The organism is Streptococcus rubneri (assembly GCF_004785935.1).
Taxonomy (GTDB): Bacteria; Bacillota; Bacilli; order Lactobacillales; family Streptococcaceae; genus Streptococcus; species Streptococcus rubneri.
The window spans coordinates 534195-560510 of sequence record NZ_SRRP01000001.1 but is presented as its reverse complement, the minus strand read 5'-3'; the positions used below and the strand labels follow the sequence as shown (position 1 = coordinate 560510).

The window sequence follows — 26316 nt, the reverse complement described above, 5'->3', positions numbered from 1 at the left end:
TCTTGAAAGCGCTTTGAATTTCTGATATAATCGAAGCAGAAATGGAGGCTTTATGCGCTTAACCAGCCAATTAATCACTGAAACGTTCCCAGATCTGGATAAGGTCGAGCGGTTGAATACCGAGGCATTCCCTGAAGAGGAACGGATTCCTTTATCGGAGTTTTTACGCTATACGGATAATGATGATGCTCATTTTTTTGCTTTTTATAATGAGGAAGAATTTGTCGGGTTTGCCTTTGCTATTTCAAATGCCAAGGCCTTTTACGTCAGCTTCTTTGCCATTATGCCACACTTACGAAGCCACGGCTATGGTCAAGAAATTATTGAAAAATTAGTCGAGTTTTACCAACGGACCATGCTCTTAGAAGTTGAGCGATTGGATGAAGAATGTGATAATCTAGAACAACGACGGGCTCGAATGGACTTCTATTTGCGGAACGGCTTCAAATCAGCCAATGCCTTTTTAGAATACGATGACCTGAGTTTTGAGATTCTTTATCGAGGCGATCAATTTGATGAAGAGGCTTATCGGGACATCTTCCATAAACTGCAAGCAGAGAATTACTTTGATTTCCGGATTGAATACAGACGCTTTAGTGATCATTAGAAATAACCCCTTTATATACAAAAACATCAGAAAGCAACCAAAGGTCGCACCATAGACCTTTGGCTATTTATTTACTCATCTAGAAAGCATAAATAATCCAGAAAAAAACAGAGATTTCTCTCTGCTTTTTTTATTGATCTAGATGCTCTATAGCGTAGTTAGCTTCCTGTTCTGTGAAATATTCAAATTCTACTAATCTTTTCTTTATTTCTTCAGGAGAACGATTCCCATATTTTCGAAAGTCCCTCGCTTTCTCTAAGGCTTGCAAGTTCCAATCAGCTTTAACATGTTCTACTGCGTAGGCTGCTTCTTCTTGGGTGAATTTTTCATAGCCACTAAGATGACTCAGGAGTTTATATTTAGAAAAATGGACAGTCTTTAGATACGTTTCTGCCTTTTTAACGGCGTTAGCCTTCCAATCAACCTCATCAGTAATTTCATCTATCGCAGCTTGTACTTCATCTTTTGAAAATTCCTCAGATTCAATCAATTTTTTTTTGAGTCCTTCTTTGGAGGATGGGAATATCTCTAGATAATACTTCGCTTGTTCAAGGGCATTTTTATAGCCAGTTGATAAGCTTTCTTTACTTGAAGCTGATGTTTTTTGTTCCATTTTTGCTTCTGATGATGACGAATCATTCTTGCTAACAGGTTTGATAACACAAGCAGTCAGGGAAATTGTAGACAAACTCACAAGGGCAAGGGTGATTAGTTTCTTCATGAGAGGTCCTTCTTTCTAATTTTAATGCCATTCATTTTTGGCACATTTCTTTAGTTTAATACCATTTTAATATAGAAGGTTTTTAAAAGCAATCCCACCTAGATATCTTTCTGTTATTTTTAAAAGTCACAAGGTTCAAATCAATTTAAAGCTATGCGGGGCAAGGAAGAGGAAGCGAGTCATTATTGGAATAGGAAATTCAGTAGATGACTAATCTCATTAAGTAACCTAGGAAAGATTAAGAAAAGCAGAAATGCTAGATGGGTCTTCCAGTAGCTTTATGTTAAATGACATAAATTCAGTAAAAATTATTGCTACGGAGGATGAAAGCTGTTATACTAGAAAAGATTCAACATAAAAAGGAGAACATATGTTACGAAAAGGTTCCTTAACAGGTTTACTGTTATTTGGTATTTTCTTCGGTGCAGGAAACTTAATCTTTCCGCCTGCACTAGGTGCCCAATCGGGTAGCCATTTTTGGCCAGCTATTGCTGGATTTGTCTTATCAGGAGTAGGGATTGCGATTATTACCTTGATTGTTGGTACACTCAATCCTAAAGGGTATATCCATGAGATTTCACGAAAAATTGCTCCTTGGTTTGCCATCGTTTATCTGGTAGCCTTGTATCTGTCTATTGGTCCCTTCTTTGCTATTCCAAGAACAGCTACTGTTTCCTATGAGGTTGGGATCGCTCCATTGTTAGGACAATCAAGTGGTAGACTGAGTCTCTTTGTCTTTACCTTAGTTTATTTTTGTTTAGCCTATTTGATTGCCTTGTACCCTTCTAAAATCCTAGATAGTATTGGTCGGATTTTAACACCTGTCTTTGCTATCTTGATCGTTGTCCTCGTTGTCCTTGGTGCTCTCAAGTACAGCGGAAACGCGCCTCAAGTGGCAACAGAAGCCTACCAAGCATCTGCCTTTGGTCAAGGTTTCCTTGAAGGGTATAACACCTTGGATGCTCTTGCTTCAGTAGCCTTTAGCGTCATCGCAGTGACTACTCTTAATCAACTTGGTTTCACCAGCAAGAAAGAATACATTAAAACGATCTGGATTGTTGGCATCGTTGTAGCCATTGGCTTTAGTATTTTGTATATTGGATTGGGTTACCTTGGAAATCACTTCCCAATTCCAGCAGAAGTGATGGCTTCCGATGCCAATAAGGGTGTTTATGTCCTCTCAGAAGCAACCAAGGCTATCCTTGGCTCAGTTGCTCAAATTTTCCTTGCAGGCATGGTGACGGTGACTTGTTTCACAACAACAGCCGGTTTGATCGTATCGACAGGGGAATTTTTCCATAACACTTTCCCTAAAATTTCTTACAAAGTCTATGCAACTCTCTTTACCTTGATTGGATTCTCCATTGCCAATCTTGGTTTGAGTGCCATTATTGCTTATTCATTGCCTGTTTTGATGATCCTCTATCCAATCACCATTACTATTGTGTTGATTGTGATTGTAAATAAATTTACTCAACTATCAAAACCAGGAATGCAGCTGACTATGTTCCTAGTTAGCTTGGTTGCGATTGCAGATGTTCTGTCAAGTACCTTTAAACTTGCAGGACTAGCAAACATCATTAAGCACTTGCCTTTTGCTACCCAATCCCTCCCATGGTTACTACCAGCAGTAGTTGGTATTGTCCTATCGCTTTTCTTGCCAAATAAACAAAGTGCAAAAGAGGAATAGATAGTCAATTGAACTCCAAAGTTATGTTCTTTGGAGTTTTTATTTGGTTTTGAAACTAGTTTCTAACTGATTATTTAATAATCAAAGCGTAGCAGAAATTTTTAATTTAGCTGTTGGAGTGCTATACTAGTTGTATCATATCAATATACGGAGTAAGTTATGAACCAAATTGTTTTCTCGTCGACTGTCTTTCTTGCCGGCGTCCTCTCTTTCTTCTCCCCCTGTGTCTTTCCATTGCTTCCGGTGTATATCGGCGTCTTGCTAGGAAGCGATCAGGAAAAATCCGTTCAGATTTTTGGGAAAAAGATTCGCTGGCATGGGATTGTAAAGACCTTGTGTTTTATCGCAGGGATTTCTGTTATTTTCCTCCTCATTGGTTTCGGGGCAGGTTTGCTTGGTCAGATCATGTACACCAACTGGTTCCGTTACCTGATGGGAGCGTTGATCATTATCCTTGGTCTTCATCAGATGGAAGTCTTTCATTTTAATTTCCTAGAGAAACAGAAGACAATGGATTTCGGGGCAAACAAGCACAAGAATGAATTATTTTCAGCTTTTCTCCTTGGACTTGGTTTTAGCTTTGGATGGACGCCATGTATCGGTCCTGTTCTTGGCTCTGTACTTGCCTTAGCAGCATCCAATGGCCAAGATGCCCTTATGGGAGCCGTTTACCTTTTCATTTATACATTAGGGATGGCTATTCCATTCTTGCTTCTAGCTATAGCATCTGGGATCGTTCTCCCATACTTTAATCGTCTAAAACCCCATCTCTTGTTACTAAAGAAGATTGGTGGCTTGATCATCATCATTATGGGGATCTTATTGCTTTTGGGACAATTGAATAGCTTGTCTGCTATCTTTTCTTAAATTTAACGGAGGTTTTTTACCATGAAATTTTTTAAATATACTTGTTTTTCAATCCTGTCACTCGCTTTACTGACCGCTTGTTCTATGGAGCAATCCAGCGAGACTAGTATGAACAATATGAACAAACAAACAACGACAAACACGGCTACTAGTAAACATCCTTTAGTCGGAACAGAAGCGAGTGACTTTGAACTCAAAGACATGAAGGGAAATACGGTTAAACTTTCAGACTACAGAGGTAAAAAGGTTTACTTGAAATTCTGGGCGACTTGGTGTGGTCCTTGTCGCCAAAGCATGCCTGAACTCAATAAATTAGTTGAAGAAAAGGACCGGGACTTTGAGATTCTCACGGTTATGGCGCCTGGAATGCAAGGGGAAAAAACAGAAGATGAGTTTGTTGAATGGTTTGCCCAACAAGATTATCAATCAGTGCCTGTTTTGTACAATCCAGACGGATCTGCCTTTATGGATTACCAGGTTCGTTCGATCCCTACTGAAGTCTTTATCGATAGCCAAGGAAAGATTGGACATGTTCAATTAGGGGCTATTTCAAACGAAGATGCCAAGAAGATTATCAAAGAGTTGAAATAAAAAAGAGAGTGGGACAGAAATCGGTAATTCGTTAGAATTCGATTTCGTTGTCCCACCTCCGCACAGTTGAGTAGGGCTGTAAAAGCTGATGAAATCAGCGTAGTAGAGGCCACTCAACCACTGCGTCTTGCTCGACAATCCAAAGACAATTAAGAGGCTAGGACTTTTGTCCTAGCCTCTTTTTATTAGTTGCTTGCACCAGATGTAGCATCAGCAGCTGCGTCACCGTGTCCTCCAGCATCTGAAGCACCTGAAGTTGCATCTGCATCCCCATGGCCACCAGCAGGAGCAAATGGTCCGCTACCGCCTACAAGGCGTTGACCTGTTGTTTGAAGATACCAGTCCAACCATGGTTGGAAGTTGAAGACGATCTCATTGATACCAGCATATGAGCCATCTGGATAGTACATTGCTTGGTAGTTATGAGTATTGATCACGCCTTCAGGAGATCCTGGAACAATGGTACGAACATATTCCTGGTTTCCGTTGCGAAGAGTGCCGATTACCCATTCAACGTTTTTCATACGTGCTGGTGGAAGTGAACCATGAACAGTTGACATCCGGCTACCAGATTGAGGTGGCACGCGTTTAGCAAACATGGTATCTGGATCTTGGTGAGCATTGTTGTAGTAGAGGAACTGGTTGTTATCATCCGCATAAGTTAACTCAAATGGCATAGCTTTTAAGAACATATCGATTTGATTAACAGTCAGGATACCGTGGTCCAATTTGACATAAGTATCGCCTGATACAGCACCTGTAATTTCTGCGACTTTTTCTACCCAATCTGGATCATCTGGGTCAACCTCAGTGATGGTAGTAGCGATTGGTTTTCCGCAATCCAAATCTTCTGGATCAATTGGTTTTGGTTTTTTCAATTTAGAAACGACTCCTACGTATTTCACAAAGTTATCTAAACAAGTTTCAAGGAATTTTACAGTTCCTTCGTTCGTGATGTTGCCATCTGCGTCAAAAGCTTCTTTCGCTTTTCCGAGAAGGAATTCGTTCCCTGGAAGGGTATAGGCATTGACACCTGGAGCATCAAGTATTTTACGAAGGTGAACTTGAGCACGAGAAGTCCCTTGGTCGTAGTAAGAAGCACCTACAATCATGACCGGTTTGCTTTCAAAAGGATGCACTTCATAGGAAAGCCATTCTAAAACAGATTTTAGTCCTGCTGAAATGGTGTGGTTGTGTTCAGGAGTTGCAATAATGACTCCATCGGCACGAGTGATTTTATTGTTAAGGAGACGCAATTGGAAGCTTTCGTCCCATTTTTCATCTTGGTTGAACATTGGAACTTCGTCGATTTCAAGAACTTCTAATTCAAATTTGATCTTAAAATGACGACGGATGAATTCCAAAAGTTTGCGGTTATATGATTGGTCGTAGTTAGATCCTACAAGTCCTACAAATTTCATGCTAGTATGTCTCCTATCTTACAAGTTTTCCCAGTCGAAGTCTTCGGCATCTTTACGAAGTAATTCTTGAGCGTTGCGCAATTTTTCAGTAACTTTAACAAAGATACGGAAGTCATCAAAGATAGCATCCAATTTCTTGATGACGTCAAGATCTACTAAGTCACCATTTTGATCAAATGCTTGAAGAGAGTGAGAAAGCAAGAATTCGTCTGGAAGGACAGTGGCTTTAATTTCTGGTGAGTTCAAGATTTGACGCAGTTGCAATTGGGCACGAGAGGAACCAAGTGTACCATAAGAAGCACCAGTAATCATCACTGGTTTGCTTAATAATGGGTAGATCCCGTAAGATAGCCAAGCAAGTGCACTCATCAATACAGCAGGGATGGAGTGATCATATTCTGGCGTACCAATGATGACGCCATCAGCTTCCTCAATTTTCGTAGCAATCTCTAAGATAGTCTCAGGGACTTGTTTGTTGGCTGGCTTGTTGAAGACAGGGATATCTTTAATCTCAACCAATTCAATCTCTGCCTTATCAGCAAAATGCTTTTGCATGTATTGAAGTAGTTGGCGGTTTGTTGAACGTTTGGAGTTTGTTCCAACGATCGCAATAAGTTTTGTCATGGAAATTCCTTTCTGAAATTAAAATTACAAATAATCATGAAGCCCACTAGTATAGGCGAGGCGACCTGACTGATAGACTAGAATAGCATCCATGCCAGGTAAGGTTTCAACAATGTTTAAAATGTTGCTCGGTTCTTCACCGAACAAGCGGGTGGTCCAAATCTCTCCGTCAACTGATCGATCAGAAATAATCGTGAGACTTGCCAGTTCCGTTTCGACAGGATAGCCGGTTTGGGGATCAAAAATATGATGGAAGGACTGGCCGTCAACCTCGAGGTGACGAACATAAGTACCTGACGTCACGACGGACTTATCTGTTACAGATAGAACCAGTAAATGTTCTCCTCTTGGAAGCTGAGGATCTTGAATCCCAATTCTCCAAGGGCGATGACTGACAGGGTTTTGACCGATGGTAAGAATATTGCCCCCCAAATCAATTAAAGCCTGTTCAATCCCCTGACTCCTGAGATAGTTAGCTAGTAAATCAGCACTAAATCCCTTTGCTAAAGCACCTAGATCAATTTTCATCCCTTTTCTTTTGAGAAAAACAGTTTGTTGATCCGGATCCAAGCAAATCTGATGAGAGTCGATGACTGTTAGGGCTTGTTCAATTTCCCCTTGATCAGGTTTCCTAGCATCAGAGAAACCAATTCTCCAAGTTTGGACAAGTGGACCAATCGCAATGTTTAAATGACTTCCTTGCGCTTGACTATGTCTGGTTCCTAGAGCAATCAATGAAAAAAGATCAGGATGAACCTCTACGGGTTCAATGCCAGCCTTTTGATTGACCTCCATCAATTCAGAAGAAGGGTCATTAGCACTAAAGCGATGCTCATAGGATCGCAGGAGACTAAAGCAATCTGCCAGTATTTGGTCAGCTTGTTGATGAGAAATCGAAACGGTTATGGTGGAGCCCATTAGGCGTTCGGATCGACTAGTTAGTTCCACAAATAGTAAACCACCTTTCCAATATTCACCTACTTCAAGTTTAACAAAAAGAAAGCCATTTCACAATCCCCCCGAGCAAATTTATTGACATTTTTCAGAACTTATGAAAATAGAATTGAAAATATTATCACAAACTGTAAGCAAAAAAATTGGAAACGATACCATTTTCATGTTATAATTGTATGGTAAATAAAATTAAAGGTAGGATTATTTCTATGAGTAAAATCGTAGTTGTGGGTGCTAACCACGCTGGAACTGCATGTATCAACACAATGTTGGATAATTTTGGAAACGAAAATGAAATCGTTGTTTTTGACCAAAACTCAAACATCTCATTCCTTGGATGCGGAATGGCTCTTTGGATTGGTGAACAAATTGATGGACCTGAAGGCTTGTTCTATTCTGATAAAGAAAAATTAGAAGCTAAAGGCGCTAAAGTTTACATGAACTCACCAGTTCTTTCAATTGATTACGACAACAAAGTTGTGACTGCAGAAGTCGAAGGTAAAGAACACAAAGAATCATATGAAAAATTGATCTTCGCAACTGGTTCAACTCCAATCTTGCCACCAATCGAAGGTGTTGAAATTGTTAAAGGTAACCGTGAATTCAAAGCAACTCTTGAAAATGTACAATTCGTTAAATTGTACCAAAACGCTGAAGAAGTTATTAAGAAACTTGAAGACAAGAGCAAACACCTTGAGCGTATCGCTGTTGTCGGTGGTGGTTACATCGGTGTTGAGCTTGCTGAAGCTTTCGAACGTCTTGGAAAAGAAGTGGTACTCGTTGATATCGTTGACACTGTCTTGAACGGATACTATGACAAAGACTTCACACAAATGATGGCGAAAAACTTGGAAGACCACAATATCCGTTTGGCACTTGGTCAAACTGTTAAAGCCATCCAAGGTGACGGTAAAGTAGAACGCTTGGTAACTGATAAAGAAACATTCGACGTTGACATGGTCATTCTTGCTGTTGGTTTCCGTCCAAACACAGCCCTTGCTGATGGTAAGATCGAACTCTTCCGTAACGGTGCCTTCCTTGTTAACAAGAAACAAGAAACTTCTATCCCAGGTGTATTCGCTGTAGGTGACTGTGCGACTGTTTATGACAACGCTCGTAAAGACATTAGCTACATCGCTCTTGCTTCAAACGCTGTTCGTACTGGTATCGTAGGTGCTTACAATGCTTGTGGACATGAGCTTGAAGGAATCGGTGTTCAAGGATCAAATGGTATCTCAATCTATGGTCTTCACATGGTTTCAACCGGTTTGACACTTGAAAAAGCAAAAGCAGCAGGATACAACGCTGTTGAAACTGGCTTCAACGATCTTCAAAAACCAGAATTTATCAAACATGACAACCATGAAGTTGCTATCAAGATCGTTTATGATCAAGATAGTCGTGAAATCCTTGGTGCCCAAATGGTATCACGCGATGCTGCAATCTCAATGGGTATCCACATGTTCTCACTTGCTATTCAAGAACACGTTACAATTGAAAAATTGGCTTTGACAGACCTATTCTTCTTGCCACACTTCAATAAACCATACAACTACATCACAATGGCGGCTTTAACTGCTGAATAATTAAGTGAAAAAAACGCTCATTCGAGCGTTTTTTTTGATGATCTCATACTCAGGAGTTGCGAAAAATAGTATAATAAAGACAATCAATCTTGGAGTTTAAGAAAATTTATGAAACAAAGTCAGCAAATCCAAAAAGAATTTCAGTCAACTTCAAAATCTATTTTGTCACAGGTTGCTAGGGGAGCTTTGGTAGGAGTAGTTGTCGGAGCTATTGTTTCTAGCTTCCGTTTCTTCATCGAGCACCTTTTCAATTTTGTACAGCAGCTCTATAAAAATCTAGACCATTCCCCTCTCAATTGGGCCGCCATCCTTATACTCTATCTTTGTATCATCCTATTAGCTTGTCAATTCATCAAAAAGAATTCAAACGTAAAAGGTTCCGGAATTCCTCAAGTTGAGGCAGAATTGAAAGGGCTCCTTCAAATTGACTGGTGGTCAACTCTCTGGCAGAAATACATTTTAGGGATCTTAGCGATCGCCAGTGGCTTGATGTTAGGACGTGAAGGACCTAGTATCCAATTGGGTGCCATGGGAGGAAAGGGCTTGGCTAAAAAACTTGCTCTTAGTCCAGTAGAAGAAAGGGCCTTGATTGCAAGTGGGTCTGCAGCAGGTTTGGCAGCAGCTTTCAACGCTCCGATTGCGGGTCTTCTCTTTGTAGTAGAAGAAGTTTATCATCACTTTTCTCGAGTCTTCTGGGTATCTACCTTGGCTGCTAGTTTGGTCGCCAACTTTGTCTCTCTCAACGTTTTCGGTCAAACTCCTATTTTAAACATGCCCGATCACATCCCCCATATCGATTTATCCAGCTATTGGATTTTTCTTGCCATGGGTATTTTTCTCGGACTATCTGGCTATCTCTATGAAATAGCTGTTTTAAATATTGGACGTGTCTATGAAAAACTTGGCAACTGGCTTCATGTAACAGCTCCTTATCGTCCCATCTTTGCCTTTCTTTTAATTCTACCAATTGGTTTCTATTTCCCTCATCTACTGGGGGGTGGTCACCACTTAGTTTTAGACCTAGCCCACATTCCTCATAGCGTACAGACCTTATTCCTTTATTTTGCTATTCGTTTTATCTGGAGTATGATCAGTTACGGTAGTGGTCTTCCTGGTGGCATCTTTCTTCCGATTCTAGCTCTTGGCTCTGTCTTAGGAGCCTTGGTTGCTGCAGTGTTATTGCAGCTTGGTCTCATTCAGCCAAATCAACTGCCCTTGTTTGTTATTTTGGGAATGAGTGGTTATTTCAGTGCCATTTCAAAAGCGCCCTTAACGGCAATGATTCTAGTGACCGAAATGGTAGGAGATATTCGAACCTTGATGCCGATTGGCTTGGTTACTTTGACAGCTTACATTACCATGGATCTAGTAAAAGGTGCCCCTGTCTACGAAGCTATGCTGGAGCAATTGATGCCTGAGGTGACCAGCGGTTCTGATGTCTTAACCCTGATCGAAATTCCAGTATCAGAGAAAATAGCAGGCCGTCAGGTTCGAGATTTAGACCTACCGAGAGACCTCCTAATCACAACTCATCAGCATAATGGCAAAAATAGTACAGTACATGGTAGCACCCGCCTCTATCTAGGAGATAGCATCTACCTGGTAGTAAAAGAGACAGATATCGGTCGGGTGAAAGAATTACTCCTTTAATTCAATTTATTAAAGTTTTCTGACAATTGTTGAAAAATGAGAAAATTTTTGCTATAATAGACCACGTAAAAAAACGAATCCAGGAGAAATTCTCATGAAAAAACTTGCAGTAACACTCTTATCAGTCGCTTTATTAGCAGGCTGTGCCAATACATCTTCAAAAAACACAACTACAAACAGTTCTTCTTCAACAGTGAAATTGTCCAAAGAAGACCAAAAATCCTTGGATGAAGCGACAAGTGAATACAAGGAGTTTGTGCAAGGCCAAATCGATCAATTGTTAAAAGATACAGAGGAATTTCAAAGAGTCCTCAAAAGTGGTGATTTAGAAGAAGCTAAGAAGGTCTATCCTTTGATTCGGATGTCTTATGAACGCTCTGAACCGATCGCTGAAAGCTTCGGAGAATCTGATGTCAAGATTGACTTCCGACTTGTTGACTATGTTGATGAAAACAAATCTGAAGAAGGTTGGTCAGGCTTCCACCGTATCGAACGCATCTTGTGGGAAGAAAACACAACCGAAGGCACTGTAAAATATGCAGAACAATTGGTAAATGATATCAAAGAGTTGAAAGCCAAGATTGCGACAGTAGAAGTGACCCCAGATTTGATGTTGACAGGTGCAGTTGACCTCTTGAATGAAGTGGCGACACAAAAGATCACTGGGGAAGAAGAAATTTTCTCTCATACAGATCTCTATGACTTCCGTGCCAATATCGAAGGGGCTGAAAAGATCTTTGCTCTCTTCAAACCTCTTATTGAGAAAAAGGACGCTAAGCTAGTGAAAACCCTAGAGACAGAATTCAAGGCGGTGAATGACTTGTTAGACAAACATATGACGGATGAATCTAACTATAAATCATATACTGATCTAACAGAAGAAGATACCAAAGAACTAGCAGAAGCAGTTACAAAATTGGGAGAACCTCTCTCTCAAATGGGAATCATTTTAAACGGTAAATAACGATGACAAAAGACGAAAATTTTTTTGAAAAGAAGATGGATCGTCGCGAATTTCTGAAAAAAGCAGGTATTGGGGGAGCAGGCTTAGCACTTGGTCTCTCCGGTGCTTCTGCTTTTTTCGCTAATAAGGAGCACGGCTCCAAGCAAATCGCAGACGGTCAAGAAGAAATTAGTTTTTACGGCAAGCACCAGGCAGGGATTACAACCCCCATGCAGAAGAATATCTATTTTGTGGTGCTCGATCTCCGGACGACAGATAAAAACGAATTGATACAGTTGTTTAAAGATTGGACAGATTATAGCCAGAAATTAGTCAATGGCGAACTGGTCAAAAAGGATGGTTCCAACGCTCTCTTGCCACCAAGTGACACTGGGGAAACTGTCGGACTAAATCCTTACCGCCTCACCCTAACCTTTGGTGTTTCGGCTAGCTTTTTGACCAAACTAGGCCTTGAGAAGAAGCGTCCCAAACTCTTCCGGGATTTGCCAGCTTTTCCTAAGGAACAGTTGAGAGAGCAGTATACGGGTGGTGATATCGTTATCCAAGCATGTGCAGATGATGAGCAGGTGGCCTTTCATGCTGTCCGCAATCTGATCCGTAAAGGACGGATCAAGGTGACCATGAAGTGGAGCCAATCAGGCTTTGCTGCTATTGGGGATCGTATGGAAACTCCAAGGAACCTTTTTGGCTTTAAGGATGGGACTGCCAACGTCACAACGGAGAAAGATTTTGATAAGGTGGTCTGGGCTGATAGTAATGACTGGATGAAAAACGGTTCTTATATGGCTGTCCGCAGGATTATCATGCACCTAGAGACCTGGGACCGGACCAACCTGCAGGAGCAAGAAAATACCTTTGGACGCTATAAAGAAAGTGGCGCACCATTTGGAAAGCAAAACGAGTTTGACGAAGTGGACCTCTCCCTCTTACCAGTTGATTCACATGTCCGTTTGGCTAAAGAAGTGGATCTGCCAATTTTGCGACGCTCTTATTCTTACTCTGATGGGATTGATCCGAAAACGGGGCAGTTTGATGCAGGATTGCTTTTTATTGCCTTTCAAAAGGATCCAGACAGCTTTGTGAAAATCCAAACCAATCTAGGGGCAGACGATAAGATGAATGAATATGTGACCCACATTGGCAGTGGCCTCTTTGCCTGCTTCGGAGGTGTGAAGGAAGGAGGGTACATTGGTCAAGACTTATTTGAATAAATTGTTAGTCGTCCTAGTAGCCTGCCTCTTTTTCATCGTCACCCCTGTCCAAGCTGAGTCCTATAGTGATCTCTTTATCAAAATCACAGATGCAACGACAGCAGTTCGGGATAAGGATCAAGAAAAAGCTCACACTCTTGTCGCAGAGATAAAAGAAGAATTTCTTAAGAAAGCCGATCATGATTCCAAGGCAGGAAAAGAAGTCCAGAAGAGTTTGGACTTGGAAGGCGAGATCACAGAAAAGCAATTGGTGACTGTCTCCACTTCCTTGCTAACCTTTGAAAAAGAGCAAAATCCAGTCGATCTGGATGCTGAAAAGGAGAAGCTAGAAACTCGCTTGCAGCCTTACTTTGAGAAGTTACAAGAGGCGATCACAGCAAAAGATCTCCAGACAACACGAAAGGCTTATGCCGATTTAAACAACACTTGGACTCGGAATGAAGCGGTTGTCAGAGATCATAGTACAGCTTACTATGGAAAAGTAGAAACAGCTATCTCCTTCTTGAGAAGTGCAATCGAAACGGAGCCTACAAACTTTGACTCCATCCAATCTTCTTACAATGACCTAAAAAATGTGTTGGATCAATTTATCAGTGGGGAAAAGATTGAGGAAACAAGCTCCAATCTGACCCTTTCAGACGGAATTAAGCTCCTCAAGAAAGCTCTTAGTCTCTTCCAAGCAAATGAGACTAGCCAAGCTAGTCAAGTCATGAAGGAGTTCATTACCATTTGGCCAACAATCGAGGGCGATGTCAGCACGACCAATCCTGGTCTCTATACTCGGGTGGAAAGTCAAAGTCCTGTCATCATGGTCAAGGGAAATGAAAGCAAGTATCAAAAGCAACTAGAAGTCCTGATTAGGGATCTGTCTGCTATTGATACCACCGCCTCTTATTCGGCGGTTGACGCTATGTTGATCCTCTTACGCGAGGGAGTCGAAGCACTTTTGATTGTCATGGCTTTGGTGACAGTTCTCAAGTCAGCAAAACTATTCAAAGGCTTGAAATGGGTCTATGCAGGGGCTCTTCTAGGTATCCTAGCCAGTGCAGCCATTGCAGTCGCTCTTCAATTCTTATTCCCTGCTGTTACCTCTGCTTCCAACCGTGAGGTCATAGAAGGAGCAGTAGGGATCATCGCAGTAGGGATGATGATTGTCATTGGGATTTGGTTGCATCGCAAGTCCTCTGTAAAAAAATGGAACCAATTCATGGAAAGTCAGATGAAGGCTGTGACAGCAACTGGAAGTTTCATTTCCATGTTTGCTCTCAGTTTCTTAGCTGTCTTCCGTGAGGGAGCTGAGACCATTCTCTTCTATGTGGGAATCCTCCCTCGTATTCGCTCCTTTGATTTCTTCCTAGGGATCGGTTTGGCTCTTGCAGTTTTAGCCATTCTTGCCATTCTCATGACCAAGGCAAGCCATCTGGTCAAGCCACATAAGATTTTCTTCCTCTTGACTTGGATGATTTACGCCCTGGCCTTTAAGATGCTAGGGGTGAGCCTACACTCGCTCCAATTAACCAACATGCTTCCCAATCATATCTTGAGTAATTTCCCAACCATCGATTGGGCTGGAATCTACCCGAGCTGGGAAGTTCTTGCTTGCCAAGTTCTATTCGTTCTTATTGTCGGGATTGTGACGGTGAAGCAAGATGAAAAATGAAGATAGAAGGCTCACTATTGTAGAGCATTTAAGCGAGTTTAGGCGACGCTTCATCGCTTGTATCCTTTGTTTTTTCCTTGTCTTTTGTGGAGCCCTCTTGTTTTCTGATCAGCTTTATGCCTATTTGACGGCTGGATTTCGAGAGAAACTCTTGGTCCTTGGCCCTAATGACATTTTAAGCATCTACCTTCAGTTGGCAAGCTTAATGGCTTTTACCATCACCCTGCCCTTCACCCTCTTTCAAGTCTGGCAATTTGTAAAGCCAGCTTTGAGAAAAGGAGAAGCAGGAGCTATTCTGCTCTATGTGCCCGCTAGTTTGATATGTTTCTTGCTAGGCTTGGTCTTCGGCTATTATCTAGTTAGTCCAGCTATCTTAGAGGTACTCTTAACGTTAGGACAAGGACAGTTTACCATTCAGTTAACGGCACAGAACTACTTGGCCTTCATCTTTCATACGACCGTTCCTTTGGGGGTCTTGTTTGAATTACCGGTCATTGTAGCCTTTTTGACCTCGATTCATATCTTAACGCCAGACTGGTTAAGTCGCTATCGGCGGATAGCCTACTTCCTATTGCTGGTACTAGCCGTCATCCTGACCCCTGCTGATTTTATCAGTGATCTAGCTATGACCGTGCCTCTTATCTTGCTTTACGAAGTAAGTCTGAGCATCAGTCGCATCATCTATAACCGTATACAAAAAAGGAGATAAATATGGGAATTTTACGTGATATCGGTGCACCAGGCCTGATTATTATTATCCTGGGAGCCCTCTTAATCTTTGGACCAAAGCGTTTGCCTGAGTTAGGACACTCGCTTGGAAAAATGTTTTCTGAATTCAAGTCAGCCGTCAACAATGGTGCAACTGAAAAAGAAGAGGAGAAAGAAAAGACTGATAAGCTCGAAGAATAATAGCTTACCTTTCATAATATTTTCTGACAGAACTATCTTTTTTTCTTTCATTTTCAATAATAGTAAAAAAGCAGGAGTAGATAGTTAAAACGATATCTGAGTAAGAATCCTGCTTTTTATTATTTTTGAACCGTCTGAAAATTTTTGTAAATTACAAATTGAAAACAAATCAAATTTTGATAGCGTTTTCCTTGAATCTAAAATAAGCCAGGAGTATAATAGAGGGTGGAAAAAGTACATTAAATAGGAGTGTGTCATGATGATCATTAGTGTGATTTTTGCTGTAGCTTACTTCTTGCTGCTTGCCCTTGTTGCTGCTCTTGTTTTCCGAGCGATAGGAAAAATATTTGAGCTCTTCGATGGCTACCTGATGTACCATTAAGAGATAAACAAGCCCACTCACTATGAGTGGTTTTTTACTATCAGACGGGAGATAATTATGAAAACGGAATATGAAAAGATGATTACTGGCGAGTTCTACAGTCCCATGGATCCAGAATTGAGGAAGTTGGCCCAAGAAGCTCGGACCAAGCAATTTACCTTTAACCAAGATGCAGATGGGGAGAAACGGAGCCAACTCATAAAAAGTTGGTTCGGATCCACAGGGAATAATGTTTCCATTCATCCTTTTTTGGCTTGTGATTATGGAGTGAATATCCACTTGGGAGAGAACTTTTATGCCAACTGGAACCTAACCATGCTGGATGTTTGCCCGATCAGGATTGGAAAGAATGCCATGATTGGCCCCAATTGCCAATTTCTCACCCCTCTCCATCCGCTAGATCCAGATGAGCGGAATTCAGGAAAAGAATATGGAGCTCCAATAACGATTGGAGACAACTTCTGGGCGGGTGGGGGAGCTATCATCCTTCCAGGCGTGACCATAGGCGATAATGTCGTGGTTGGAGCAGGAGCAGTGGTGACCAAATCCTTCGGGGATAATGTGGTCCTAGCTGGTAATCCAGCCAGAATCATTAAGAAAATAGAGGTGAAAGAATGAAGTTTTACTTTATCGGAGGTCTCGGAAGTAACAAAAATCATATGACCGAATTTGCTTCCTACTTTCCTTTTCCCATCACCTATCTAGATCCCTATAGGGTGAAACTGGAATCTGCAAAAGATTTAGTAGATTGGTTTGAAGCCCATGCGGATTCTAATGAAAATACTTGTATCATTGCCCATTCACTGGGTGGAGATTTGGCTCGATACCTAGCATCCAAAATGCCGCAAATTACACGCCTGGTTCTGCTAGATGGTGGCTATCTTGATATGGACCAGATCTTACCACTAGAACAGGAAATCGAAGAGACACTCGCCTATCTGAAGCAACAGGTATTTTCATCTCTAGAGGAAGCAGTTGCAAGTGAACTTGGAGATACTGACAATCCTTCGCAAGCCACTGTAAAGGCCATCCAATCCAGTTATCGTTGGAATCCTGACCTCCATCATTATGAACTGGATCTAGATCCACAAGCTGTTCTTTCCCTGCTGAGAGTCAGAAGGGAGCTTCGATCTTTTCAAGCTCCACTAACGGATACCAAGGCCTTATTCATCGGACCTAAATACGAAGATGAGCCCGATTGGAGAACTAGAGCACTTGAAAATTTAGATCCTTCTATCAAGAAGGTACTCTTAAAGGATCTCAGTCACGATTTTTATACAGCCGTTCCTAATCTTGTCAGCAAAGAAATCATCAATTGGCTTCAGATTTGTTCATAAACAACTCAAATAAAGAAGTTGCTCTAACTAATCGTCTGGTAATTTCCGAACATTAATTCAATAATCAGCATACTAATTGAATCGACTCCGTATCTTTGCTATAATCTTGAATGGAAACGTCGGAAGACGTAGTGATGACGCATCACGATTTAAAATTTAGAAACGAGATTCCAATCCGTATGTTAAACGAATTTCCAATCTTTGATTACGAAGATATTCAATTAATCCCTAACAAGTGTATTATCAAAAGTCGTGCAGAAGCTGACACGACCGTTCAGTTTGGTAAGCACACCTTCAAGCTACCAGTGGTACCTGCCAACATGCAGACTATCCTGGATGAGGATGTGGCAGAACAACTGGCTAAAGGGGGATATTTTTACATTATGCACCGCTTTGACGAAGCTGGTCGCATTCCCTTTATCAAACGTATGCACGATCAGGGCTTAATTGCTTCCATTTCAGTTGGAGTAAAAGACTATGAGTACGACTTTGTGACTCAACTCAAGGACGACGCACCAGAATACATCACCATCGATATCGCTCACGGACACTCAGATAGCGTCATCCAAATGATCCAGCATATCAAGAAGGAATTACCAGATACCTTTGTCATCGCAGGAAATGTCGGAACCCCAGAAGCTGTTCGTGAGTTGGAAAACGCCGGAGCAGATGCTACCAAGGTCGGGATCGGACCTGGTAAGGTCTGCATCACAAAAGTGAAGACTGGCTTTGGTACTGGCGGTTGGCAATTAGCTGCCCTTCGTTGGTGTTCAAAAGCAGCTCGCAAGCCGATTATTGCAGATGGCGGAATTCGGACCCATGGAGATATTGCGAAATCCATTCGTTTTGGTGCTAGTATGGTCATGATCGGTTCTCTCTTTGCAGGTCACATTGAAAGCCCAGGAAAAACCGTTGAAGTCGATGGGGAAGCCTTTAAAGAGTATTATGGATCTGCTTCAGAGTACCAAAAAGGGGCCTATAAAAATGTTGAAGGTAAGAAAATCCTTCTACCAGCCAAAGGTCATCTGCAAGATACCTTGACAGAGATGGAGCAAGACTTGCAAAGTTCTATTTCCTATGCTGGAGGTCGCAAGGTTGCTGATCTCAAGCATGTCGATTATGTCATCGTAAAGAATTCTATCTGGAATGGTGACTCTCATTAAAACTACAATTACTTATTTATCTTGCGGATTGGCGCAAGGTCTCTACAAGGTGCCGGAACACCTAACAATAAGTAAGTCTTAGATTGATCCAGTGATACTTGGATTCTGTAGAGGCTTACTTAGTAAGTCTCTATTTTTGTTCCAAACTGTTTAGGAGAAAACATGAAATTATTAGAAGAACGCATATTGAAAGACGGATATGTCTTGGGAGAGAATATCCTCAAGGTCGATTCCTTCTTGACCCACCAAGTGGATTACCAGTTGATGAAAGAAATTGGGAAGGCTTTTGCGGACCGCTTTAAAGATGCTGGTCTGACCAAGGTTGTGACCATTGAAGCATCCGGGATCGCTCCTGCCCTCTATGTGGCAGAAGCTTTGGAACTTCCCATGATCTTTGCCAAAAAAGCCAAGAATATTACCATGAATGAAGGGATTTTGACAGCAGAAGTCTATTCCTTTACCAAGCAAGTGACCAGTACGGTTTCCATTGCTAGCAAGTTTTTAACACCAGATGATCGCGTCTTAATCGTTGATGACTTCCTAGCAAATGGCCAAGCAGCTAAGGGCTTAATCCAGATCATCGAACAAGCTGGTGCCAGTGTAGAAGCGGTCGGTATCGTCATCGAGAAATCTTTCCAGGATGGCCGTGGACTACTAGAAGAACTCGGCTACCCAGTTGTTTCACTTGCTCGTTTGGACCGTTTTGAAAATGGTCAGGTTGTATTTAAGGAGGCAGACATCTAATGCAAAAACAAGAAAACCATTCACAGGCAGCCATTCTAGGCTTGCAACACCTATTAGCCATGTATTCGGGTTCTATTCTAGTACCGATTATGATTGCGGGCGCTTTGGGATATAATGCCCAGCAACTAACCTATCTCATCTCTACAGATATCTTTATGTGTGGGGTAGCCACCTTCCTGCAATTGCAGTTAAACAAACATTTCGGGATTGGTCTTCCAGTCGTCCTTGGGGTGGCCTTCCAGTCTGTAGCACCTCTTAGCATGATTGGGGCTAGCCATGGTAGTGGGGCCATGTTTGGTGCCTTGATTGTTTCAGGGATTTACGTGGTTCTGGTCTCAGGTTTCTTCTCAAAAATCGCCAACCTCTTTCCATCCATCGTGACAGGATCTGTCATTACGACCATTGGTTTGACCTTGATTCCAGTAGCGATCGGAAATATGGGAAACAACGCCGAAGAACCAACGGTTCAAAGTTTGCTCTTGGCCGTGATTACCATTCTCATTATTCTTGTAGTCAACATCTATACGACAGGCTTTATCAAATCCATCTCTATTTTGATTGGGTTGATTGTAGGAACCGCTATCGCGGCTTCTATGGGCTTGGTGGACTTCGCACCCGTATCACAAGCTCCAGTCGTTCACGTTCCCACACCATTCTTCTTTGGAGCCCCTAAGTTTGAAATCACTTCAATCGTCATGATGTGTATCATCGCGACAGTTTCTATGGTCGAATCGACTGGTGTCTATCTTGCTCTTTCAGATATTACAAAAGATCCAATTGATAGCACGCGCCTCCGTAATGGCTACCGCGCTGAAGGGTTGGCCGTACTTCTAGGTGGTATCTTCAATACCTTCCCCTACACAGGGTTCTCACAAAACGTCGGCTTGGTGAAATTATCTGGTATCAAGACCCGTCTTCCAATCTACTACGCGGCTGGTTTCCTCGTTCTTCTTGGTCTCCTTCCTAAGTTTGGAGCTTTGGCGCAAATCATCCCAAGTCCAGTACTTGGTGGAGCTATGTTGGTCATGTTTGGTTTTGTATCTATTCAAGGGATGCAGATCCTTGCGCGTGTTGATTTTGAACACAATGAGCACAATTTTCTCATCGCGGCTGTATCGATTGCAGCAGGGGTAGGATTGAACAACAGCACCCTCTTTAATGGCCTACCAAGCGCCTTTAAAATGTTCTTTGCAAACGGAATTGTTGTTGCCAGCGTCTTAGCAATTATTCTGAACGCCATCTTGAACCGCAACAAAAAATAATCTAAATAAACTGAGGATCCGTTAGATCTTCAGTTTTTTAATTTTTTTGACATTTAAGGAGACATATAGTAGAGTGGTAAGAGAAAATTTTAACTTGATAAGAAGAGAGTCCTACCATGTATTTAACCCATCATTTTAAAGAGCGCTTGCGCTTATTTGTCAGTCTATTTATCCCTCTCCTGGTCTATCAACTTGCTAACTACTCTGCTAGTTTTGTTGATACAGCCATGACAGGACAATACAATACCTTGGACTTAGCTGGAGTTTCGACTGCCACTAGTCTTTGGAATCCCTTTTTTACCTTTTTAACAGGGATTGTGTCAGCTTTAACACCAATTATCGGTCATCATTTAGGGCAGGGGAATAAAAAAAGAATTGCTTCTGATTTTTATCAATTCATTTATCTCTCTTTTATGATGGCTGTCCTCTTGATCGCTTTTGTCTTGCTGATTGCACCGATTGTCTTAAGAAAAATCGGTTTAGAAAGTGTCGTAGCTGGGATTGCGACCCATTATTTAGCCTTTCTCTCTCTAGGAATTTTGCCTCTTTTACTCTTTAGTGTGGTCCGTTCCTTGCTGGATACCTTAGGGCTCACTCGCTTGTCCATGTACCTCATGCTCCTCTTATTGCCTTTAAACGCTAGTTTTAACTACATGTTGATCTATGGAGCTTTTGGTCTACCTGAGCTAGGAGGAGCAGGAGCGGGACTAGGGACATCCTTGGCCTACTGGGTCCTCCTCATCATTGCTTTTTTGATCCTCTTTAAGCACCCTAAAGTAGCTATCTACCAACTATGGAAGATTCAACCTCTCAACCTCAAAGAGATGAAAGAGACGATTCGCCTGGGCTTACCGATTGGAGGGATTGTATTTGCTGAAGTGATTATCTTCTCTGTAGTCGGCTTGCTCATGGCTAAATTCCCATCTATGACTATTGCCAGTCACCAGTCGGCCATGAACTTCTCAACCCTTATGTACGCTTTCCCAGCTAGCATCTCCAATACCATGGCTATTATTGTATCCTACGAGATTGGGGCTGGTCGTCCCGATGTCGTTCGTCAATATTGTCGGATCGGACGCTGGACAGCCTTTGGATTTGCCTTCTTTACCCTTACTTTCCTCTATCTGTATCGCTATCAAGTGGCGGGTCTCTATGGAACTGATCCGAAATTTATCCACCAGACAGCCATCTTTATGACCTATAGTCTACTGTTCCAAATAGCAGATACAGTCGCAGCACCGATTCAAGGGATTCTTCGGGGTTACAAGGATACTACCGTTCCCTTCTTACTTGGTGTCTTTAGTTACTGGTGTGTCTCTATTCCATTGGGGATCTTTTTAGACCATGTCACCAACCTAGGTCCGTATGCCTACTGGATTGGCTTAATTTCTAGCATTGTCGTTAGTGGTATTTGTTACCAGATGCGACTATGGCAGATTCAAAAGAAATACCAAATTTCCTAAAAGAGGCTGGGACAAAAGTCCTAGCCTCTCAATTGTCTTTGGATTATCGAGCAAAACGCAGTGGTTGAGTGGGCTCTACTACGCTGATTTCATCAGCTTTTACAGCCCTACTCAACTGTGCGGAGGTAGGACCACGAAATCGAATTCTAACGAATTACCGATTTCTGTCCCACTCTCTTATTTAGTGCGCATCTCACCTTGAGGGAAGTAGGTTCCTTCAGGCATATCATTGATAATGACATGGACAGCAGATTGTGGTGCACCTGTATTCCGAACGACAGCCTCGGTTACTTCCTTGGCCAAAGCTTTCTTTTGTTCCAAGGTGCGCCCTTCGAATAAATCAATACGTACAAATGGCATTGCGCCACCTCCTCTATAAATCTTAAGTCTATTTTATCACATTTTGGGATACAAAGCTGGGCAAAAATATGGTAAAATATAATGAAACACTTTTAGAGAGAACAGAAGGAAAATGGCACAATTATATTATAAATATGGGACGATGAACTCAGGTAAAACCATCGAAATTTTGAAGGTAGCCCATAATTATGAAGAACAAGGCAAAGGCGTGGTCATCATGACTTCTGCCATCGATACACGTGATGGTTTTGGAGTAGTCTCTAGCCGGATTGGTATGAAACGGGAAGCCATCGCAATTGAAGACGATACAGATATCTTCGGTTATATCCAAGGGCTAGAAGAAAAACCCTACTGCGTCTTGGTCGATGAAGCTCAGTTTCTCAAACGCCATCACGTTTATGACTTGGCGAGAGTCGTTGATGAACTAGATGTGCCCGTCATGGCTTTTGGCCTCAAAAATGATTTCCGAAACGAACTCTTTGAGGGTTCTGAACATTTGCTGTTGCTAGCGGACAAGATCGAAGAGATCAAGACCATCTGCCAATACTGTTCTCGTAAAGCGACCATGGTCTTGCGCACCCAAGCGGGCAAACCTGTCTACGACGGAGAGCAAATCCAGATTGGTGGGCATGAGACCTATATCTCGGTTTGCCGCAAGCATTATTTTAATCCAGACATCCCAACTGAAAGCGTCTAGAACGTTTTAGAGAGGATAAAAATGTCTATTTGTTTAAAATATATTACAATAGAGAATTATTTTAACGTTTTAAATCTAGAAGTTCATCCAAACCAAAGGAATTTTATTGCATCCAATTCCATTAGTTTAGCTGAAGCCTATGTATATGATAAAAATGGTGATTTTATAGCTCCCTTAGCAGTTTATGATAAGGAAGTATTAATTGGTTTTGTTATGATTGCCTATGACCGGAAAATTGGGATCAGTAAGGGGAACTACTTGTTATTTCGTTTTATGATCGATAAACGATTTCAAGGTTTAGGCTATTTTAAACCGACTATGGATGCAGTCATTGACTTTGTTCGAACAGAGCCAGCTGGAAAAGCAACAAGTCTTTGGTTATCTTATGAACCAGAAAATAAACATGCGAGATCTTGTTATCTCCATTATGGATTTAAAGAGACTGGCCAAGTCATAGAAGACGAAATTGTAGCAATCTATGATCTAACAACCTAGAATTAAGGAGCAAACATGAATATCTATGATCAACTACAAGCTGTAGAAGACCGTTATGAAGAGTTAGGAGAATTACTGAGTGACCCTGATGTAGTCTCTGATACCAAACGCTTTATGGAGCTTTCAAAAGAAGAGGCTTCCACTCGCGACACGGTGACAGCCTACCGAGAGTACAAGCAAGTGCTTCAAAATATCGTCGATGCTGAAGAAATGATCAAGGAAGCAGGCGGAGATGCAGATTTGGAAGAAATGGCCAAGCAAGAGCTGAAAGATGCCAAGGCTGAAAAAGAAGAGTATGAAGAAAAACTGAAGATCTTACTTCTTCCAAAAGATCCAAATGATGACAAGAACATTATCTTGGAAATCCGTGGAGCAGCAGGAGGGGACGAAGCTCAGTTGTTTGCTGGCGACCTCTTGCAGATGTACCAAAAATATGCGGAAAGCCAAGGCTGGCGCTTTGAAGTCATGGAAGCTTCCTACAATGGCGTTGGCGGAATTAAAGAAGTAGTGGCCATGGTTTCTGGTCAATCGGTCTACTCGAAACTCAAGTATGAATCTGGTGCCCACCGGGTACAACGCGTTCCTGTGACGGAAAGCCAAGGTCGTGTCCATACCTCTACAGCAACCGTTCTGGTCATGCCAGAAATTGAAGAAGTTGAGTACGACATTGATCCAAAAGACCTTCGGATTGACATCTACCACGCATCTGGTGCGGGTGGACAAAACGTCAACAAGGTTGCAACAGCCGTTCGTATCGTCCACTTGCCAACCAACATCAAGGTAGAGATGCAGGAAGAACGGACCCAACAGAAGAACCGTGAAAAAGCCATGAAGATCATCCGTGCGCGTGTGGCTGACCACTTTGCTCAGATTGCCCAAGACGAGCAGGACGCTGAGCGTAAGTCTACTATCGGTACTGGTGACCGTTCAGAGCGGATCCGGACTTACAACTTCCCTCAAAACCGTGTGACCGATCACAGGATTGGCTTGACCCTTCAAAAATTGGATACCATCTTATCTGGTAAATTAGATGAAGTGGTCGATGCTTTAGTCTTGTATGATCAAACACAAAAACTAGAAGAGTTGAACAAATAATGTTGTTGGGACCATTATTAGCCCAGTATGAAGAAGCATTAATAGCCGTTGGAGAGGAAGCAGAAAGCCTCTCCTTCGCATATCGTGCTTTAAAAAACTGGACCTTTACAGACTTTGTCCTTGCCTTGCAAAAAGAAGTGGAAGTAGAGGATCAGGCCTTACTTGATTCCATCTTTGAGCAGTTGAAACATCACGTCCCTGCCCAGTATATTATTGGGAGCGCCGAATTTTGTGGCCATGTTTTTACGGTTGATAAGCGCGTGCTGATTCCACGACCTGAAACAGAAGAATTGGTCTCTCTCATTCTGGAAGAAAATGATGGGGATACCTTACAAGTTCTGGATATCGGAACAGGTAGTGGCGCCATTGCGATTAGCTTAGCCATTGCTAGACCTTCCTGGCAGATTCAAGCTAGTGATGTGTCAGAAGAGGCTTTGGAGCTTGCTCAAGAAAATGCTAACCAGCTAGAAGCAGTAGTTGATTTCAAAACTTCAGACGTTCTGGACCAGATAGAAGGTCCTTATGACCTGATTGTGTCTAATCCTCCCTATATCTCTCGGGATGATGTAGATGAAGTTGGAGAGAACGTTTTAGCCTCTGAGCCCCACTTAGCCCTCTTTGCGGATAGAGACGGCTATGCTATCTACGAAAAGATTGCCCAGCAAGCACCGAGTGTTTTAACACCAGACGGAAAGATTTATTTAGAAATTGGTTATAAGCAAGGAGCCAAAGTCAAAGAGCTCTTTCAAGAGGTATTTCCTGACAAACAAGTTCGAGTTCTAAAAGACCAATTTGGACAAGATAGAATGGTAGTAGTAGACAATGGATTCATTTGAGAAAGAAATAGAAGCTGGCCGCGCAGTTGTCTTACCGACAGAAACCGTCTATGGCCTCTTTGCCAAAGCTCTGGATGAAACAGCAGTTGATCAGGTATATTCTCTAAAGCAACGCCCTCGCGAGAAGGCTATGAATTTAAATATTTCCAGCGAAAAAGAAATTCGATTTTATTCGAAGAATCAACCATCCTACCTGTCCAAATTGGTTGCAAGTTTTTTACCAGGCCCTTTAACCATCATCCTTGAGGCTAATGAAAAGGTTCCAGCTTGGATCAATTCCGGGATGGCTTCGGTTGGCTTTCGGATGCCAGCGCATCCAAAGACATTGGAATTAATTCGTAAAACGGGTCCCTTGATCGGACCTTCTGCCAATCTCTCAGGGAAAGCTAGTGGAACCCAGTGCCAGCAAATTCTTAAGGAACTTGGCCATGGAGTTTTAGGACTTGAAGACGATAGCTTTCTAACTGGCCAAGATTCAACTATTCTAGACCTCACGGGTCCTAAAGCTCGCATCTTGCGTCAGGGTGCCATTACACGTTCGGAGATCCTTGAGCGTGTACCAGAGATTCCTTTCTGGGAGGAAGAAGATGTTACGTAACCTTTTATTAACAGATGTGGAGGCTTTAAGTCAGATTAACGAGCAAGCATTAGGCTACTCTTTTTCTACTGAGAAAACAGCCCAGCAACTAGCTAAACTAACTAAAGATGCTCACCATTTTTTCATCGGGTTTGAAGATAGCGAGACCCAACAACTGCTTGGTTATGTTCATGCAGAAGTTTACCAGTCACTTTACTCGGATCCAGGTTTTAATGTTCTGGCTCTTGCGGTTTTACCAGATCAGCAAGGAAAAGGCATCGGGAAAACTTTGCTTCAAGGATTAGAACAAGAAGCCAAACAAAGAGTGTACGCTTTTATTCGCTTAAACTCAGCTGATTACCGCATTGAGGCTCATGCCTTCTACGAACATGTCGGTTATAGCTGCGATAAGCTACAAAAACGTTTTATAAAATTTATTTAAGGAGAAGA

Annotated in this window: 29 protein-coding genes and 1 riboswitch; of the genes, 24 read left to right on the top strand and 5 right to left on the bottom strand. The window is 42.0% G+C overall.

Features of this window, described 5'->3' with window-relative positions:
* The first annotated feature begins 52 nt into the window (after nt 1-52).
* Nucleotides 53-607 (top strand): GNAT family N-acetyltransferase, encoded by a 555-nt coding sequence (locus tag E5S68_RS02945; protein ID WP_135782285.1) that lies wholly within the window; start codon nt 53-55, stop codon nt 605-607.
* A 130-nt stretch (nt 608-737) separates the two neighbouring features.
* Here E5S68_RS02945 and E5S68_RS02940 read toward each other — a convergent pair whose 3' ends face one another.
* The gene (locus tag E5S68_RS02940; protein WP_135782284.1) at nt 738-1328 is read right to left on the bottom strand and encodes an Ltp family lipoprotein; all 591 of its coding nucleotides are present in this window, start codon (nt 1326-1328) and stop codon (nt 738-740) included.
* Between the two features lie 370 nt (nt 1329-1698).
* Here E5S68_RS02940 and brnQ point away from each other — a divergent pair, with 370 nt between their 5' ends.
* The 3 genes from brnQ (at nt 1699) to E5S68_RS02925 (ending at nt 4476) form a co-directional block, all read left to right on the top strand.
* Nucleotides 1699-3018 carry a branched-chain amino acid transport system II carrier protein gene (brnQ, locus tag E5S68_RS02935; RefSeq protein WP_135782283.1) on the top strand — a complete coding sequence of 440 codons (1320 nt, stop codon included), beginning with the start codon at nt 1699-1701 and terminating at the stop codon, nt 3016-3018.
* A gap of 159 nt (nt 3019-3177) precedes the next feature.
* On the top strand, nt 3178-3885 hold the full coding sequence (ccdA2, locus tag E5S68_RS02930; RefSeq protein WP_135782282.1) for a thiol-disulfide oxidoreductase-associated membrane protein CcdA2: 708 nt from the start codon (nt 3178-3180) through the stop codon (nt 3883-3885).
* Nucleotides 3886-3906: 21 nt separating this feature from the next.
* On the top strand, nt 3907-4476 hold the full coding sequence (locus E5S68_RS02925) for a TlpA family protein disulfide reductase (RefSeq protein WP_135782281.1): 570 nt from the start codon (nt 3907-3909) through the stop codon (nt 4474-4476).
* Nucleotides 4477-4661: 185 nt separating this feature from the next.
* On the opposite strand, the gene E5S68_RS02915 is transcribed toward E5S68_RS02925, so the two are convergent.
* Genes E5S68_RS02915 through E5S68_RS02905 form a run of 3 tightly spaced genes read right to left on the bottom strand, consistent with a single transcriptional unit; the run spans nt 4662 to nt 7439 of the window.
* On the bottom strand, nt 4662-5897 hold the full coding sequence (locus E5S68_RS02915; RefSeq protein ID WP_135782280.1) for an NAD(P)H-dependent oxidoreductase: 1236 nt from the start codon (nt 5895-5897) through the stop codon (nt 4662-4664).
* Between the two features lie 18 nt (nt 5898-5915).
* The gene (locus E5S68_RS02910) at nt 5916-6521 is read right to left on the bottom strand and encodes an NADPH-dependent FMN reductase (RefSeq protein WP_135782279.1); all 606 of its coding nucleotides are present in this window, start codon (nt 6519-6521) and stop codon (nt 5916-5918) included.
* 24 nt (nt 6522-6545) lie between these two features.
* Nucleotides 6546-7439: an FAD:protein FMN transferase gene (locus E5S68_RS02905; RefSeq protein WP_234697733.1), complete on the bottom strand. Its 894-nt coding sequence runs from the start codon at nt 7437-7439 to the stop codon at nt 6546-6548.
* Between the two features lie 245 nt (nt 7440-7684).
* Between E5S68_RS02905 and nox the strand changes: the two genes are divergently transcribed.
* The 14 genes from nox (at nt 7685) to E5S68_RS02840 (ending at nt 21806) form a co-directional block, all read left to right on the top strand.
* Entirely contained in the window at nt 7685-9061 is a 1377-nt protein-coding gene (gene nox / locus E5S68_RS02900) for a H2O-forming NADH oxidase (protein ID WP_135782277.1), read from the top strand.
* A gap of 108 nt (nt 9062-9169) precedes the next feature.
* Nucleotides 9170-10711: a ClC family H(+)/Cl(-) exchange transporter gene (locus tag E5S68_RS02895; protein ID WP_135782276.1), complete on the top strand. Its 1542-nt coding sequence runs from the start codon at nt 9170-9172 to the stop codon at nt 10709-10711.
* A 94-nt stretch (nt 10712-10805) separates the two neighbouring features.
* Nucleotides 10806-11675, top strand: a complete 870-nt coding sequence (gene efeO, locus E5S68_RS02890) for an iron uptake system protein EfeO (protein WP_135782275.1) — start codon at nt 10806-10808, stop codon at nt 11673-11675.
* Between the two features lie 2 nt (nt 11676-11677).
* Entirely contained in the window at nt 11678-12886 is a 1209-nt protein-coding gene (gene efeB, locus E5S68_RS02885) for an iron uptake transporter deferrochelatase/peroxidase subunit (RefSeq protein ID WP_135782274.1), read from the top strand.
* Nucleotides 12864-14546 (top strand): FTR1 family iron permease, encoded by a 1683-nt coding sequence (locus tag E5S68_RS02880; RefSeq protein WP_135782273.1) that lies wholly within the window; start codon nt 12864-12866, stop codon nt 14544-14546. The genes efeB and E5S68_RS02880 overlap by 23 nt, the downstream gene beginning before the upstream one ends.
* The gene (gene tatC, locus E5S68_RS02875) at nt 14536-15255 is read left to right on the top strand and encodes a twin-arginine translocase subunit TatC (protein WP_135782272.1); all 720 of its coding nucleotides are present in this window, start codon (nt 14536-14538) and stop codon (nt 15253-15255) included. The genes E5S68_RS02880 and tatC overlap by 11 nt, the downstream gene beginning before the upstream one ends.
* A gap of 2 nt (nt 15256-15257) precedes the next feature.
* Entirely contained in the window at nt 15258-15455 is a 198-nt protein-coding gene (locus E5S68_RS02870) for a twin-arginine translocase TatA/TatE family subunit (RefSeq protein WP_023023286.1), read from the top strand.
* A 256-nt stretch (nt 15456-15711) separates the two neighbouring features.
* Nucleotides 15712-15837 carry a hypothetical protein gene (locus E5S68_RS10780; RefSeq protein WP_267471994.1) on the top strand — a complete coding sequence of 42 codons (126 nt, stop codon included), beginning with the start codon at nt 15712-15714 and terminating at the stop codon, nt 15835-15837.
* A 57-nt stretch (nt 15838-15894) separates the two neighbouring features.
* Nucleotides 15895-16455, top strand: coding sequence for a sugar O-acetyltransferase (locus tag E5S68_RS02865; protein WP_135782271.1), 561 nt, complete (start codon nt 15895-15897; stop codon nt 16453-16455).
* The gene (locus E5S68_RS02860; RefSeq protein WP_135782270.1) at nt 16452-17174 is read left to right on the top strand and encodes an alpha/beta fold hydrolase; all 723 of its coding nucleotides are present in this window, start codon (nt 16452-16454) and stop codon (nt 17172-17174) included. The genes E5S68_RS02865 and E5S68_RS02860 overlap by 4 nt, the downstream gene beginning before the upstream one ends.
* 179 nt (nt 17175-17353) lie before the next feature.
* On the top strand, nt 17354-18337 hold the full coding sequence (gene guaC, locus E5S68_RS02855; protein WP_061563986.1) for a GMP reductase: 984 nt from the start codon (nt 17354-17356) through the stop codon (nt 18335-18337).
* Nucleotides 18330-18425: riboswitch (purine riboswitch) on the top strand. (Overlaps the previous gene by 8 nt.)
* A gap of 74 nt (nt 18426-18499) precedes the next feature.
* A complete protein-coding gene (locus E5S68_RS02850; RefSeq protein ID WP_135782269.1) occupies nt 18500-19081 on the top strand; it encodes a xanthine phosphoribosyltransferase in 582 nt (193 codons plus the stop codon).
* Nucleotides 19081-20343 (top strand): nucleobase:cation symporter-2 family protein, encoded by a 1263-nt coding sequence (locus E5S68_RS02845; RefSeq protein ID WP_135782268.1) that lies wholly within the window; start codon nt 19081-19083, stop codon nt 20341-20343. Before E5S68_RS02850 ends, E5S68_RS02845 begins: the two co-directional genes overlap by 1 nt.
* 116 nt (nt 20344-20459) lie before the next feature.
* Nucleotides 20460-21806 carry an MATE family efflux transporter gene (locus tag E5S68_RS02840; RefSeq protein ID WP_135782267.1) on the top strand — a complete coding sequence of 449 codons (1347 nt, stop codon included), beginning with the start codon at nt 20460-20462 and terminating at the stop codon, nt 21804-21806.
* Nucleotides 21807-21983: 177 nt separating this feature from the next.
* Here the strand turns inward: E5S68_RS02840 and E5S68_RS02835 are convergent, their stop codons facing one another.
* The gene (locus tag E5S68_RS02835; RefSeq protein WP_001117401.1) at nt 21984-22166 is read right to left on the bottom strand and encodes a 4-oxalocrotonate tautomerase; all 183 of its coding nucleotides are present in this window, start codon (nt 22164-22166) and stop codon (nt 21984-21986) included.
* 112 nt (nt 22167-22278) lie between these two features.
* Between E5S68_RS02835 and E5S68_RS02830 the strand changes: the two genes are divergently transcribed.
* The 6 genes from E5S68_RS02830 to E5S68_RS02805 are packed head-to-tail and all read left to right on the top strand — an operon-like array spanning nt 22279 to nt 26308.
* A complete protein-coding gene (locus E5S68_RS02830; protein WP_135782266.1) occupies nt 22279-22863 on the top strand; it encodes a thymidine kinase in 585 nt (194 codons plus the stop codon).
* A 21-nt stretch (nt 22864-22884) separates the two neighbouring features.
* Nucleotides 22885-23358 (top strand): GNAT family N-acetyltransferase, encoded by a 474-nt coding sequence (locus E5S68_RS02825; RefSeq protein WP_135782265.1) that lies wholly within the window; start codon nt 22885-22887, stop codon nt 23356-23358.
* A gap of 15 nt (nt 23359-23373) precedes the next feature.
* A complete protein-coding gene (gene prfA / locus E5S68_RS02820; RefSeq protein WP_003007273.1) occupies nt 23374-24453 on the top strand; it encodes a peptide chain release factor 1 in 1080 nt (359 codons plus the stop codon).
* The gene (prmC, locus tag E5S68_RS02815) at nt 24453-25289 is read left to right on the top strand and encodes a peptide chain release factor N(5)-glutamine methyltransferase (protein WP_135782264.1); all 837 of its coding nucleotides are present in this window, start codon (nt 24453-24455) and stop codon (nt 25287-25289) included. Before prfA ends, prmC begins: the two co-directional genes overlap by 1 nt.
* Nucleotides 25276-25887: an L-threonylcarbamoyladenylate synthase gene (locus tag E5S68_RS02810; protein WP_135782263.1), complete on the top strand. Its 612-nt coding sequence runs from the start codon at nt 25276-25278 to the stop codon at nt 25885-25887. The genes prmC and E5S68_RS02810 overlap by 14 nt, the downstream gene beginning before the upstream one ends.
* Entirely contained in the window at nt 25877-26308 is a 432-nt protein-coding gene (locus tag E5S68_RS02805) for a GNAT family N-acetyltransferase (RefSeq protein WP_135782262.1), read from the top strand. The genes E5S68_RS02810 and E5S68_RS02805 overlap by 11 nt, the downstream gene beginning before the upstream one ends.
* Nucleotides 26309-26316: the final 8 nt, after the last annotated feature.